Origin of the sequence: Stenotrophomonas maltophilia R551-3 (assembly GCF_000020665.1) — a bacterium.
In the GTDB taxonomy this organism is placed as follows: Bacteria; Pseudomonadota; Gammaproteobacteria; order Xanthomonadales; family Xanthomonadaceae; genus Stenotrophomonas; species Stenotrophomonas maltophilia_L.
Window position 1 is genome coordinate 2201780 of sequence record NC_011071.1, and the last position, 12939, is coordinate 2214718.

Sequence of the window (12939 nt, forward strand, 5' to 3'; positions counted from 1 at the left end):
GAGGGGCATCCGGAAGGGGGATCAGGGCTTACGGTGCAGAGGGCTGGCTGGATGCGCGGCGCTGGCTGCATCCAAATGGTGCCCCCAGCCGTAGAGAGAACAGACCTTCACCTGCCCGCCGCGAACGCAGATGTACCCTGACGCCGCCAGCCCCGCCTTCAACTTCGATAGCGTACGCATCGTGTCCAGTTCCCAGCAGCCGAGCAGCGAGCCGACGAACTGGGCCGGTGACATGGACGGTGTGGCGCGGCTGCGCGACCGCGATTGCTTCATGCGCATCTACGATCATTTCATGCCGCGCCTGTGTGTCTATCTGCGCGGTCTGGGTGCGCCCGAGGCAGTGGCCGAGGAGCTCGCGCAGGAGTGCCTGCTGCGGCTGTGGCTGCGCGCAGCCGACTACGACCCGGCGCAGGCAGCGCTGAGTACCTGGCTGTACCGCATCGCGCGCAACCTGCATATCGACCGGGTACGGCGTGAGCGCAGCTGGATACAGGTGCAGGCCGCGGTGGAGTACGCAGCGACGGCAGACGTGGTCGAGCGCAGCAGCGCCGAGCAGTTCGCTGACCAGGCCCGGCTGCGCCAGCGCATCAATGAGCTGCCTGCGGTGCAGGCGCGCCTGGTCCGCATGTCCTATTTCGAGGCCAAGAGCCACGGCGAGATCGCCGAAGCGCTGGGAATGCCGCTGGGCACGGTCAAATCGCATCTGCGGCGCGCGTTCCTGCAGTTGCAATCCAAGGTGGGGGGCGCGCTGTGAATCCGCACCACCACCTTCACGAATCCACCCTGATGAGCTATGCCGCGGGCGCGCTGCCGGCGCCGCTGAGCATTGTTGCCGGCACGCACCTGGAGCAGTGCCCGCAATGCCGCCAGCGGCTGCGGGATGCCGAGGTGATCGGCTCGGTGCTGCTGGAGCAGACGCAGCCGCCGCAAAGCGGCGGTGACGCGCACCGGACTGCACTTCGCGATGCGATGTTGCGGCGCCTGACTACGGAGTCGCCCGTCAGCGTTGCAGCGCCGGTACGTCCAGTGCCGCCAGAGCGGCCTGAAGCGGATCCCGATCATCTGCCGGCGTCGCTGCATCCTTACTTCGGCACTTCGCTCAGTGGCCTGCGCTGGCGCTGGATGGCGCCGGGGGTGCATTGCATCCGCGCCGAACAGATGCCTTCACTGATCATGCTGAAGATCGCGCCCGGCAAATGCCTGCCCATGCACAGCCATGGCCGCAGCGAGCTGACCCAGATCCTGCGCGGCTCCTACAACGATGCTCTGGGCTTGTTTGCGCCGGGTGACATGGCGGATCTGGATGGAGACGTGGAGCACCAGCCGGTGACGGCGCCGGGCGTGCCCTGCATCTGCGTATCCGCACTGGACGCACCGCTGGTGTTCAGCGGCTGGCTGGCGCGGAAGATCCAGCGTTTCGTGAAGCTCTAACGGGGTGCTGCGGTGAGCACGATGAAGGAAATGCGCGTGCTGTTGACCGGTGTCGCGGGGCTGGTGGGGCAGGGCGTGGCCATGGCTTGCCAGGCTTCGCCAAGGGTTGCCAGCCTGACCGCTCTGGTCCGGCATCGAGGCAGCCTTGCCGGCCCCGGTGACGAACTGGTAGTGCCGGACTTCCTGCGCATCAATGAGCAGCGCGATGATCTGGCTGGCTACGACGCCTGCCTGTACTGCGCAGGCGCGCCACCTGTGGGCACTGCCGAGGCTGAGTACCGGCGGGTGACCCTGGATACCACGCTCGCCGTCGCGTGCGCCTGGGCCGCTGCGAATCCCCGCGGTTGTTTCCTGTATGTGTCTGGCGCAGGCGCGGACCCGCAAAGTCGGATCATGCCGCTGCGGATCAAGGGCGAAACCGAGCAGGCATTGCGTGCGTTATCGATCCGGGCAGTCATGCTACGCCCTGGTGGCGTCCGCCCGGTGCCTGGCACCGGTACCCGGCATGCCGCGCTGAAGCCGTTGTACTGGGGCGGTGCACCGCTGATGAAACTGGCAGGGGTGATTACCCCTGGGCTGGTGACCAGCAATCTTGCACTGGGCCAGGCGATGATCGCGCTGGCCGGCATGAGCAACCCGCCCGCGACGGTGGAGTGCGCTCAGATCAACCGGATCGCCGCTGGCGAAGGCGACCCGGTGGCCTGATTACCGCAGGCTTGAGGAAATCAGAGCGCTCACAGTGCCGCCGGATTGGCCTGCCACACCGAAAAGTTCAGCGCAGCGGCGAACGATATCCAGGCCAGATAAGGCAGCAGCATCGCCGCGGCACCGCGATGGATGCGCGCGAATACAACGATTGTCGTGCACACCAGCGTGATCAGTACCAGGATGTCGGCGAAGGCGAGCGCGCCAAACTTCCAGCCGAAGAACAGCCAGCTCCATAGTGCATTGATGGCCAGCTGCAACAGATAGAGCGACAGTGCTGGGCGGGCGCCGCGCCAGCCGCGTTCACGCCAGACCAGCCACGCCGCAATCGCCATCATCGCGTAGAGCAGGGTCCACACCGGACCGAACACACGGGCCGGCGGCGCCCAGGAGGGCAGCACGAGGCTGGCATAGAAGCTGGCGGCTGACGTCGAGGCCCAAGCGCCCAGCGCAGCGGCGGCAAACGTGATCGCGATCCAGCCCAGCAGGCCAACTCCTTGCGTGCTCCTCTTCATTGCGTGCATCTCCTGAATACGTGTGCCGACACATACGTACGAGCGCGGCAGATGGATGCGGTACGGGCGCCTTCAGTCCGAAGAGCTGGCGGCGCCAGTTCCCTGGCTCGTCGGCAAGAGTGAAGGTTGCTGATCGAACCACTCGCGTGCCTTGGCCAGATGCCACTGGCGATGGTCGCCATCCAGCTCGATGCCGGCGCCCAGCAGCCCCCAGCGGAGGTAGAGATCACCACGCTTGCGCTGTTCCAGCAGATCCAGCCGCGCACGCACCGAAAGACGATCGTTTTCGGCCTGCAGGCCATCGATCACCAGATGACCCGGGCGCCATCGCAGCGTTGCCTGCGCATCGACCTGCCCGGAATCCAGCAGCGACAGGGTCCAGCGTGGGTAATCGGTGCGTTCGGCGAACAGTGCCAGCAGTGGCCGTGCATCGCTCAGGGTCAGGTCGGTCGTCGCATCCACCTGGAACGGCGATTGTGCATCGATGCGGCCGCGCTTGAAGGCGATGCGTCCCTTCCACGTGTTCGCGCGCTCGCTGCCGGCCACCTGCACGTTGCGCAGCTCCACCGTGCTGCCGGACAGATCGAAATGGCGCTGGTTGAAGTCGCCGCGCCGAAGCGTGGCGTTCACGTCGACGTCGCCGCCCATGTCCAGGCCTGCTACCTTCGCGCTGGCGTTTCGACCCTGCAGGCGGGCAGTGCCGTGACCAACGCGACCATCGGTGTCGAGCATGGCGTCGCCGCTCAGGATTCCGGTGCCGCGCAGCAGGCGCACCTGTTGAGAGCCAAGGTAGCGGTTGTAGGCGGCCAGGTCCGGGATGGTCGCTTCGCTGAAGCGCAGCCGTGCGCGAACGCCCTTTCGCAGTTCCTGCAGACGGCCGTCGCCCGTGAGGTCCACGGCTAGGTCGCGACCGTCAAACAAGCGAACGTCCTTGGCGTCAGTGGGGCGCGCCGTGAAGCGCGGCAGCCGGATCGCCAGCTGTGCCTGAGTGGGTGTCCCGGCCTTCAGCTCGCCATGCGCGCTGGCCGTGCCGGCCAGACGCACGCCGGCCACTTCGGCCACCGCTTCGGCCGACGGAATGTCCACGGTGCTGCCTTCGATCAGCTCACCATTGCGCAGGCGTAGATCCGCCTTCAGCGTGCCGCCGCCATCCAGCTGCAGCCACGGTTTGCGTACGAACAGGGCAGGGATCCAGTTGAGCGAGGTGAAGGTCCATTCGCCGCGCACAGTGCCGGAGCTGCGTTCCAGCAGCTGGGCAGGGTGCTGGAATGGAATCTCGCGCCCGGTGATGTGCAGGTCGGCATCGATGCCAGCGGCCGAATCCGGGCGTGGCGGCAGGCGGGCCTGCAGGCGCAGGTCGTTGGCCACGTTGAGCTGCAGGGCCAGCACGCCGCGATCGGGTGCGCCGTCGCCGAGGTAGAGCGGAACCTGCCAGAGCGCGTGGTCACCAGGTTGCAACTGGCCGTCCAACAGGTGGACCGCCAGTTGCAGGCGACCGGGAACCGGAGAACTGGAGATGCGGGGCGTCTGCGCGTCCGTATCCATGCGCAAGCCCTGGCTGCGCGCGTCCACATCAAGCTGCGCACGCAGCAACTTCAACTTGGCCAGGCCGGGCGCCTGGTCGCGATAGTGCCGCGGATAGCTGAAGCGCGCGGTCAGATCCATGTCGCCCAGCAGCTGCACACCGTCATAGCTGGTGTCTGCCTTGCTGAACGAGACCTCGGAGTCGAACAGTTCGGACGGGCCGCCGCGCAGCTGCTTGAGGAACCCGACGGTTCCCTGGCCCTTGCCGATGATCAACAGCTTGCCGAGCCGGGCGCTGCGGATGCTGTCGCTGTGGATGGCGTCGAAGCGCAGGGTCCAGCCCTGATCGCTGCGCGGCGGTGACGGAATGGCGTCCTCGACGCGGCTGATTTCGGCCGATACGCCTGTGGCCTGCAATCGGGGAACCCGCACTTCGCGGCGGAACAGGGGCAGTACGGCCAACCGGGCGCTGGCGCGCTCGGCGTGCAGCACGTAGACGGTGTGATTTACGTGACCGCGCATGTGCACGTTCCAGGCAATGACGTGGCCGGGCAGCAGCGTGATAGCCGGGCCGGTAGTCATCACGAACTTCTGCGGCTTGCGGTTGGTGACCTGGTCGAACAGGGGGGTGTTGAGGAAGATGTTGCCGGCGAGCAGGTAGAGAACGTACACGCCCAGTAGAACGTAGCCAGCGACGCGCCATCGGCGGAACCGGTGTGGAATGCGCGCGGGAGTAGGGGGCATGTACTGCTCTAGAGGCCGGAATTCACTCAACTATTGCCGAAACGATGGCGGTGGCGCGTGAAGCAGGTACGGGCCGCAGCGCGGCTCTGCTAGTGTCCGACTTGATTCTCACGCCGGATCTGGAGGAGTCGCATGGAGATTCGAGCCGCCACCGCGGATGACTTGGACGCCATGTGGGCGATCTTCAGAGCCGCTATTGCGACCGGGGACGCGCTGCCTTTTGGCCGCACATTCGAGGCCGAAACCTTTCGAAGCCATTGGTTCGGGCTGCAGACAGCCGATGTGGCCGTTCTGGAAGACAGGGTGGTCGGAATGTACAAGATGGGCGCCAACTTCCCGGACCTGGGGGCGCATGTGGCCAGCGCCACCTATGTGGTCGATCCTCGGGTGCGAGGTCGCGGCATTGGCCGGGCGCTGGTGGAGCACAGTCTTGATCGAGCCAGATCGGAGGGTTTTCTGGCCATGCAGTTCAATTACGTGGTCAGTACCAACACGCCGGCGGTAGCGCTGTACCGCACGCTGGGGTTTGCGGTGGTCGGGACGCTACCGGAGGCGTTCCGGCATCGGGAGCTGGGCCTGGTTGACGTGTATGTGATGCACCGGTTCCTGTAGCCAGGAATATCGCTGTCCATTGGGCCTCGATACCTGGCGTGCCGTGGCGTCATGTACCGCCACTGGCACAGATATCAGGCGAAGACGCGCTCGATGTCCTGTTGGGCGTGCTGCAGTGCCTGCGCCCGCGCGTCGTCTCCCATTGCCAGTCCCTCGGCCCGGATGAAGTGCAGGTCGGTGACGCCGAGGAAGCCAAACAGGCTGGTCAGGTAGGTTTCGTGATGGTCCATGGCCGCCCCCGGCGCATCGCCGGCATACATGCCGCCCCGGGTGGAGGCGATCAGCACGCGCTTGCCGCCTGCCAGGCCTTCAGGCCCCTGTGCGGTGTAACGGAAGGTCCTGTCGACAATCGCAATGCGGTCGATCCAGGCTTTGAGCTGGCTGGGAATGCTGAAGTTGTACATCGGCGCTCCGATGACGACGACATCCGCCTGCAGGAACGCCTCCAGATCGTTGGCGCCGAGTGCCACATCCTGCTGCAGGGTGCCGGCTTCGATGGGAGCGCCCTGAGCGGCTGCGAGGTGGGGCGGGGCGAGGTGGTCAACCGGCGCCAGGGCGAGGTCGCGGTAGGTCACGTTCACGTCGCCATGCTGCTGGCGGGCAGCTTCGATGAGCTGGGCGGTGAGCTGGCGGCTAACCGACTGCTGGCCAAGGATGCTGGAATCAATGTGCAGGAGTTTCATGCTGGTTCTCGCAGTAAAGAGAGGGACGGGCCCGGCGAAGGTCGTGCCATGGGCCACGGCCGCACTCTATTTCTGCGTGTTTCGCCCCACTAGCCGGTCGCAACGGATTTCATTCGTCCACCGATGAGGGCAATTCCGCATGGCCGTGATTCGTCCACCCATGGACGGGTGAATTCCCTTTACGTCGGCTAGTGGAGGGGCGGGTGGCCCGTCTAGAGTGCGTTCCGCTGGCAGCGAAGACGTCGTCGCCGTTCCCGCCGCTACGGTCTTCCCTCTCTTTCGAACACACTTCCAGGAAACACAGACATGTCCACTTACTCCACAACGCTTGCTGCCTCATCCTCCATCCGCGTGCTGGGTGCGATCGAGCTGCTCGGCCGCCTCCTGCTGGTCTCGTTGTTCCTGATGTCAGGTTTCGGCAAGCTCAGTGCCTATGAGGCAACAGCGGGGTACATGGCCTCGGTTGGCGTCCCCGCGCTGATGCTGCCGCTGGTGATCCTGGCGGAGATCGGTGGCGCGCTGGCGATCATTGCCGGCTGGCAGACCCGGATCGTCGCTGTGCTGCTGGCGGGCTTCACGCTGGCTACCGCCTTCCTGTTCCACAACAACGTCGCTGACCAGACGCAGATGATCATGTTCCTCAAGAATGTCTCCATTGCCGGTGCATTCCTGATGCTGGCCGCCAACGGCGCAGGCCGGTTCAGCCTGGATGCGCGCAAGACCCGATGAGGGCAGGGCGCTGCGCCGAGCGCGGCGACACCATTTGCAACACAATGCAGGGGCCTCCGTACCGGAGGTCGTCTGCATGGAGTCCGCGGGTGATCGATCTCAATGATGTGGCCCTGTTCGTACAGGTGGCCAAGGCCGGCAGCTTCGCCGAGGCCGCGCGCCGGATCGGCATGCCCTCCAATACTGCCAGCCGGCGCATCCAGCAGCTGGAAGAGCAGCTGGGTGTCCGGCTGCTGCATCGTTCCACCCGCAAGTTGACCCTGACCGATGCCGGTGAGGGCCTGTACGCGCGCAGCGTGGAGCAGATCGAAGCGCTGGCGGACGCCACCCTGGAGCTTTCCGAGGGCAGCGAGGTGCCGGTGGGAAAGGTGCGCGTCGCCGCGCCGGTGGATTTCTTCAACTGGTTCCAGCTGGAGTGGGTGCAGTCATTCCTGCAGGCCCATCCACGGGTCCGCCTGGAGTTCGTGCTCAACGATGCACGCGCCGACCTGGTTGCTGACGGCATCGATGTTGCGATCCGTGGAGGTGCAGTCACTGGACCAACACTGATCGCGCGCAAGGTGGGCAACAACCGTGCAGTGCTGGTGGCCAGCCCGGCCTACCTGGAGAGCCGCGGAGCGCCCAGTGCCTTGGAGGATCTGTCCACGCACGACTGTATCGCCGTGCCCTCGGGCTCAGGGCGCACGCAGTGGCGTTTGATGGGGCCGGATGGCCCCGCTGAGGTCGAAGTGCGCGGGCGATTCAGCGCCAACTCGGCCTTGGCCTTGACCAAGGCCTGCGTGGCCGGCATGGGCATCGCGCTGCTGACCGAGGCAATGGTGGCGCAGCCGCTGCGGGAAGGGAAGCTGGTCCAGGTGCTGCCCGACTACCGTATTGATGGGCTGGAGTTGTTCGTGGTCTACCAGAGCCGGCGACAGTTGCCACGCGCCGCCAGCGCGTTTGTCGACTTCGCCATGACCCATCTGCTGCAGGGCAACTGGTAAAACACCTGAGCTGCAGGCGCTGCCGCCTCCACGCGTGGCAGCCATTGCTCCAGCGATGGAGGAATGAAATCCGCACTGGCCGGCTATTGCCGTGCGTGCTCAGTGCCTACCTTGGACGTACGACGTCGCCGCGACGTTCGAAACCTGCTTCCAAGGAGACCACATCATGCTTGCCGTCCACACTTCCGAAACCACCACAATCTCTCCGGTCGCCTCCGTGCGCCGCATCGTGCATCGCACCCGCGGCCGAAGCCACGGGCCCATCACCCGGCTGGTGAGCCCTTCCGATCTGGGCGAGCGCCTCAAGCCGTTCGTCTTCCTCGACCTTATCGATGCCCGCGATCTTTCGCGCGCGGACTCCCCTGCGCTTGGCCTGCATCCGCACTCGGGCATCGCCACGCTCACCTGGCTACTGGAAGGGGCGGTCGACTATGAAGACGACCAGGGGCGCGAGGGCAGCATCGAGGCCGGCTGGATGGAGTGGATGCAGGCCGGCAATGGTGCCTGGCACGGCGGCGGATTCGGCGATTCCGATCGGCTGCGCGGCTTCCAGTTGTGGCTCGCGTTGCCACCTGCACTGGAGCTGGCTGCACCTTTCAGCCGCTACTTCGGCCCCGAGCAGATCCGCAGCGAAGGCCCGGTGACCGTACTGCTGGGAGCGTACGGCGCGGCTCGCAGCCCCATCGATGCACCGGCACCGATCAACTATTTCTCGGTGAAACTGCGGGCGGGAGAATCGTGGCGGTTCGAACCGCCGCCCGGGCATGACGTGGCCTGGGCCGCCGTGAGCGTGGGCTCGTTGCGTGTGCCCGAAGCGATCGGTGCAGGTGAACTGGTGGTCTTCGAGGAAGGCGGTCAGGAGGTCGCGTTCTTCGCCCGCGAGGACACCGAGTTCGTGTTCGGTACCGCAGCACGGCATCCGTATCCGCTGGCAACAGGCTATTACTCGGTCCATACCAGCCCGCAGGCGCTGGAGGCGGGTGAGGCGCGGATCCGCGAGCTGGGGAAACAGATCCGGGCGGCGGGAAGCGCTGGCTGATGGATTCTGTACTGGAGCAGGGCAGGAGGGTGGGGCCCGCCTATCGTGAGTGACCGCTACTGCTTCCGCGCACGAAGGCGGCAGCCAACCGCAGTGCATCGTCGCTGCCACGATCGCCACGCAGGGCATTCGCCAGCCGGCCGGGCGTGACCCCGGTCCAGCGGACAAGGTCATGCGTGGCATGGGCCTGGTCGCTGTAGCCATGGCGTGCGGCTGCAGTGGCAATGCTGGTGGCTTCTCCATCCAGGGTTTGCAGAATCGCCTGCAGACGGCACACACGGGCGTACTCCTTCGGGGGCATGCCCACCGCGGCCAGAAAGCGGGATTGCAGGCCGCGCAGGGACATGCCAAGCCGTCGCGCCAGTTCGGCGATGCGCAGATCGCCCTCCATTGAATCCAGCTGCGCAACGGCCTGTTCGACGCGTTCGTCCAGGACGAAGCTGGCACAACGATCCCGCAGGACCTGCCAGAGGGGCTCGGGCGTGCTGGCAGCCGCGCTGGCGCGTGCGGCTGCACTGAACGTCTCGGCAAAGGAAGCATCCAGCGTGTACAGGTCCGGAGCCTGGTCACGAAGGCCGGGCAAGCGGGCACCGGCGATCAAGGCGCTCGCGGCCGGCTGCAGCCGCACGCCGATGCAGAACACCGCACCAGCGGCCTGCAAACGGATTGGCCCTGACTGCTGTGCCGCGAAACAGAACGGTAGATCGGAACGGATACGGCCATCTGCGCCATGCAGCTGCAAGGGTATGCCAAGCTCTGCCAGCAGCTCGCAGCGGCCATCGGGATAGATGACCTGCACGTCATTCCCGGGTGCGTCGTCCTGCAGCCACCAGATGCACTGGACGTGACGGCGGAGGTCGTCGGGGGCAGGGTGCTCGCGGTAGTCCATGCGGCATCGGACGCCATCCTGCGTGTTTTTACAAGCGCCCTCGGTGGCCGTGCCGCTAGCCTGCAGCCAACCCATCCAGGAGGTCAGGACATGTTGAAGTCGAAGGTGGCGGTGCTGGGCGCGGGCCTGGCGTTGGGAAGTGGCGCGGCTATGGCCGCACCGGCCGAGTTCGACTGGCTGGCCGGGCATTGGTGTGGCGGTACCGAAGAGCGCAGGCTTGATGAGGTCTGGCTGCCCGAGGCCGGCGGCGCCTTGCTTGGCATGTCGCGCACGCTGAGTCATGGTGATATGGAGTCATTCGAGTACATGCGCCTGGTGCCGGCAGGCAAAGCGGCTGGCCTGCATGTGCAGCCCAATGGCGTGGCGCCGACGACATTCGTCATTGCCGGGCATGGTGAGAACTGGGTGGTCTTTGAGAATCCGCAACATGACTTCCCGAAACGCATAGAGTACCGGCGTGATGGCACTGCGCTGAAGGCGAGCATCTCCGGTCCGGGTGATGATGGGAAGATCCTGCGGATTCCGTTTGACTATCGGCGTTGCGGGGAGTGAGTGGGAACGCTGGCCAGGAGTGAAGTCAGGGATCTGAGGACTGGGGAGGCTCTGGCTTCTTGGGTAGCGATCTTGCCTGTAACATAATATACATTATGCGAAATGAAGTGGGGGCTCCGGCTGTGCTCTTGCCTCCCTGCTGACGAAGCAGGTAAATCTGTTACCAAGCGCCAAGTAAAAGTGTTACGCGTTCGAACACAGCGCCTTCATCGCGCCCGCACTTGCACTCCGAAGCGTCAGGTACCATGGCATAGACGCTTTTGCGGTCTCATTTGTCTGTTGGGCTGCCTGGCTAGCTCGCAGAACGCGACTTGCGCGGAGTCAGCGGACTGGCCTCCGGCGCAAATGAAGCCGGCCCGTTCTTTCGTGTGCCCTGGAAGGCGGCACAGCGCTATTGTTTTTGGCGTCTGCGAGCCGCAGGCGGACGAACTTCTTTGGATCGCTTGAGCGCCACTTCCAGCTGAGCTGGCAAATTTCGAAGCCCTGAAAGTTGACCCTCAAGCGCGTCACATTTGCCGCGCAGGATATCGGCAGACTGACTGGCCGTGGCGGCCGCTGATTGGGCGGCCTGGATGTCCTGACGCAGCTGCTTCTCAAGTGCCCTGTGTTGTTCGGATGCCTTGCTTTGCTGCACCTGGAGTTCCTTCACCTCCTGGCGGGCTCGATCCACGTCGCTGAGCGCTCGATTCTCGACAGATCTGACGTACTCGGTCCAGTCCTCCCGCTCAGATTTCGCCGTCTCTAGGGCCTCGTGAAGCCGGACGTCGAGTTGCTGTCTCGCTGTTTCGACTCGGTCGGCTCTTCGACGCTCGAGGTCGCGCTGCTCTGCAAGTTCAGAGATCTGTAGCTGAAGCTGGTCGACCAGGTGCTGTAGCTCTGAAGCTTGGGTCGTTGCAATTCTCTCCCCGGTGAATGCAACGTCACGCTCTGCACGCATTTGCGCCAGCTCTTCAGCCACAAGTCGGGAACTGGCCTCCAGCGCATCACGCTCGGAAGCTAGGGCCCGCTCGGACGATGCAAGCTCTCGACGGGCGGCCTCCTGGGCATGCTTCAGCGCCAACTCCCACCATTGCCCGGCGAGTTCTGCCAACACCGCTGGCGCATCTTCCAGGTTCGGACGCGCTGGCTGCAGGCGCGTGCCAAGTCGGTTCCACCATGTTTCCAGCCAGCGGGTCACCGTGTTCGGCGAGCCTGTCCCCAGGTGAGCCCGGATCCGCTCTACGGTTGGGCGTTCGCCCTTGGCGACCAACTCGTCAGCGGCGGTATGGACGTCAGTTTCGGTGATGCCGCGGGCCATGCGAAGTCTCCGGTACTGGCACCCTACTCTGCTGATAACGTACTCGCGATAAGTGATGATTATCGCTAGTACACACGTTCATTCATAACATACATTACATATTATGAAGCAAAATTTCGCATTGCCTATCGTTGCAGCGACGGCCGCGAACCTGGCGCTCCCCGAGCAGCTGGCCCAGCAGGCAGCGGATGCGGTGCGTGAACTGCTCGCCGAAGCGGCCGCGGCCAATACCACACGCAGCTATGCCGCCGCCCTGCGCTACTGGGCTGGCTGGCACCAAGCCCGTTTTGGCATTGAGTTAGCCTTGCCTGCGAGCGAAGCCGTGGTGATCCAGTTCCTGGTCGACCACATCCAGCGCAAAGGCAAGACCGGCCTAGTCAGCGAACTACCGCCGACGATTGACCAGGCATTGGTGGCCGCCGGCCTCAAGGCCAAGGCCGGGCCGATAAAGCTTTCGACCGTGGTCCAGCGCGTGGCGGTTCTGTCCACGGCGCACAAGCTCAAGCGCCTGACCAACCCATGCGAGCTGCCGAGTGTTCGCACCCTGTTGAGCCGCGCCCGGCGCGCCGCGGTTAAGCGCGGTGAGCGCCCCACCAAGAAGACCGCGATCACCCGCCCTGAACTGGAGGCCATGCTGGGTACATGCGATGGCTCCCTGGAAGGCCTGCGCGACCGCGCCCTGCTCTGCTTCGGCTTTGCCAGTGGCGGGCGTCGGCGCAGCGAGATCGCAGCCGCGGATATGCGCGACCTTCGCAAGGTCGGCGAGGACGGCTACATCTACAGGCTGGAGTACTCAAAGACCCAGCAGGCAGGCGTTACAGTGGATTCGACCCCGGACAAGCCGATCCTCGGTCGCAGCGCCGAGGCGCTGGCGGCTTGGCTTAAGGCGGCAGATATCCATGACGGGGCAATATTTCGCCGGATCTGGAAGGCACGGGTTGGCCTTGCCCTTCTGCCCGGCTCAGTGGCCTCGATCGTGAAGCGTCGGGCGAAGTTGGCAGGATTGGAGGGAGACTTCGGGGCGCACAGCCTTCGGTCCGGGTTTGTCACTGAGGCTGGCAAGCAGGGCGTGCCCCTGCCGGCAGTGATGGCGATGACCGAGCACCGCTCGGTGGCGAGCGTGATCGGGTACTTCCAAGCTGGTGCGGCTGAAGAAAACCCAGCTGCTCGGCTACTGAAGTGACTTGGGATTGGCCAGAAGCTGGAATTTTGCGGTGCCTGTCATAGCCACTAACT

General features: G+C 64.9%; 14 protein-coding genes. 9 read left to right on the forward strand and 5 right to left on the reverse strand.

Annotated elements, in window-relative coordinates; genetic code table 11:
• Positions 1 to 130 precede the first annotated feature (130 nt).
• From SMAL_RS10015 to SMAL_RS10025, 3 genes are read left to right on the forward strand one after another with little or no spacing between them, the layout of a single operon-like run.
• Positions 131 to 754 carry a sigma-70 family RNA polymerase sigma factor gene (locus tag SMAL_RS10015; RefSeq protein WP_006366938.1) on the forward strand — a complete coding sequence of 208 codons (624 nt, stop codon included), beginning with the start codon at positions 131 to 133 and terminating at the stop codon, positions 752 to 754.
• Positions 751 to 1431: a ChrR family anti-sigma-E factor gene (locus SMAL_RS10020; RefSeq protein ID WP_041864517.1), complete on the forward strand. Its 681-nt coding sequence runs from the start codon at positions 751 to 753 to the stop codon at positions 1429 to 1431. The genes SMAL_RS10015 and SMAL_RS10020 overlap by 4 nt, the downstream gene beginning before the upstream one ends.
• Positions 1432 to 1452: 21 nt before the next feature.
• Positions 1453 to 2136: a Rossmann-fold NAD(P)-binding domain-containing protein gene (locus SMAL_RS10025; protein WP_012511028.1), complete on the forward strand. Its 684-nt coding sequence runs from the start codon at positions 1453 to 1455 to the stop codon at positions 2134 to 2136.
• A 29-nt stretch (positions 2137 to 2165) separates the two neighbouring features.
• Here SMAL_RS10025 and SMAL_RS10030 read toward each other — a convergent pair whose 3' ends face one another.
• The gene (locus tag SMAL_RS10030) at positions 2166 to 2651 is read right to left on the reverse strand and encodes a TspO/MBR family protein (RefSeq protein WP_006367003.1); all 486 of its coding nucleotides are present in this window, start codon (positions 2649 to 2651) and stop codon (positions 2166 to 2168) included.
• A 72-nt stretch (positions 2652 to 2723) separates the two neighbouring features.
• On the reverse strand, positions 2724 to 4919 hold the full coding sequence (locus SMAL_RS10035; RefSeq protein ID WP_012511029.1) for a hypothetical protein: 2196 nt from the start codon (positions 4917 to 4919) through the stop codon (positions 2724 to 2726).
• A gap of 132 nt (positions 4920 to 5051) precedes the next feature.
• Here SMAL_RS10035 and SMAL_RS10040 point away from each other — a divergent pair, with 132 nt between their 5' ends.
• Positions 5052 to 5531, forward strand: a complete 480-nt coding sequence (locus tag SMAL_RS10040; protein WP_012511030.1) for a GNAT family N-acetyltransferase — start codon at positions 5052 to 5054, stop codon at positions 5529 to 5531.
• A gap of 74 nt (positions 5532 to 5605) precedes the next feature.
• Here the strand turns inward: SMAL_RS10040 and SMAL_RS10045 are convergent, their stop codons facing one another.
• A complete protein-coding gene (locus SMAL_RS10045; protein WP_006367009.1) occupies positions 5606 to 6214 on the reverse strand; it encodes an FMN-dependent NADH-azoreductase in 609 nt (202 codons plus the stop codon).
• Positions 6215 to 6520: 306 nt separating this feature from the next.
• Between SMAL_RS10045 and SMAL_RS10050 the strand changes: the two genes are divergently transcribed.
• The 3 genes from SMAL_RS10050 (at position 6521) to SMAL_RS10060 (ending at position 8965) form a co-directional block, all read left to right on the forward strand.
• A complete protein-coding gene (locus tag SMAL_RS10050) occupies positions 6521 to 6943 on the forward strand; it encodes a DoxX family protein (RefSeq protein WP_006367019.1) in 423 nt (140 codons plus the stop codon).
• Positions 6944 to 7032: 89 nt separating this feature from the next.
• Positions 7033 to 7926 carry a LysR family transcriptional regulator gene (locus tag SMAL_RS10055; protein ID WP_012511031.1) on the forward strand — a complete coding sequence of 298 codons (894 nt, stop codon included), beginning with the start codon at positions 7033 to 7035 and terminating at the stop codon, positions 7924 to 7926.
• Positions 7927 to 8092: 166 nt separating this feature from the next.
• Complete coding sequence (locus SMAL_RS10060) at positions 8093 to 8965, forward strand: pirin family protein (protein WP_006367022.1); 873 nt, start codon at positions 8093 to 8095, stop codon at positions 8963 to 8965.
• Between the two features lie 40 nt (positions 8966 to 9005).
• Here the strand turns inward: SMAL_RS10060 and SMAL_RS10065 are convergent, their stop codons facing one another.
• Positions 9006 to 9854 (reverse strand): helix-turn-helix domain-containing protein, encoded by an 849-nt coding sequence (locus SMAL_RS10065; protein WP_012511032.1) that lies wholly within the window; start codon positions 9852 to 9854, stop codon positions 9006 to 9008.
• Between the two features lie 90 nt (positions 9855 to 9944).
• Here SMAL_RS10065 and SMAL_RS10070 point away from each other — a divergent pair, with 90 nt between their 5' ends.
• Complete coding sequence (locus tag SMAL_RS10070; RefSeq protein ID WP_012511033.1) at positions 9945 to 10406, forward strand: DUF6265 family protein; 462 nt, start codon at positions 9945 to 9947, stop codon at positions 10404 to 10406.
• A gap of 391 nt (positions 10407 to 10797) precedes the next feature.
• Here SMAL_RS10070 and SMAL_RS10075 read toward each other — a convergent pair whose 3' ends face one another.
• Positions 10798 to 11703 carry a DNA-binding protein gene (locus SMAL_RS10075; protein ID WP_012511034.1) on the reverse strand — a complete coding sequence of 302 codons (906 nt, stop codon included), beginning with the start codon at positions 11701 to 11703 and terminating at the stop codon, positions 10798 to 10800.
• A gap of 103 nt (positions 11704 to 11806) precedes the next feature.
• Here SMAL_RS10075 and SMAL_RS10080 point away from each other — a divergent pair, with 103 nt between their 5' ends.
• The gene (locus SMAL_RS10080) at positions 11807 to 12886 is read left to right on the forward strand and encodes a site-specific integrase (RefSeq protein ID WP_012511035.1); all 1080 of its coding nucleotides are present in this window, start codon (positions 11807 to 11809) and stop codon (positions 12884 to 12886) included.
• Positions 12887 to 12939: the final 53 nt, after the last annotated feature.